At 49.0% G+C, this 255-nt stretch carries 1 rRNA gene; it reads left to right on the forward strand.

The features are described 5' to 3' along the window. Nucleotides 1-255: ribosomal RNA gene (locus KFE26_RS24475) — 23S ribosomal RNA — on the forward strand; the annotation flags it as partial.

The raw sequence follows: 255 nt of genomic DNA on the forward strand, positions 1-255 counted from the left end.
GACTCAGTGAAGTTGAAATTGCGGTGAAGATGCCGTATACCCGCGGCTAGACGGAAAGACCCCGTGAACCTTTACTATAGCTTGGCACTGAACATTGAACCTACATGTGTAGGATAGGTGGGAGACTATGAAGTTGTGACGCTAGTCATGATGGAGTCGTCCTTGAAATACCACCCTTGTAGTTTTGATGTTCTAACCTAGGTCCCTTATCGGGATTAGGGACAGTGCCTGGTGGGTAGTTTGACTGGGGCGGTC

It is taken from the genome of Shewanella sp. M16 (genome assembly GCF_018224605.1).
Lineage (GTDB): Bacteria > Pseudomonadota > Gammaproteobacteria > Enterobacterales > Shewanellaceae > Shewanella > Shewanella oncorhynchi.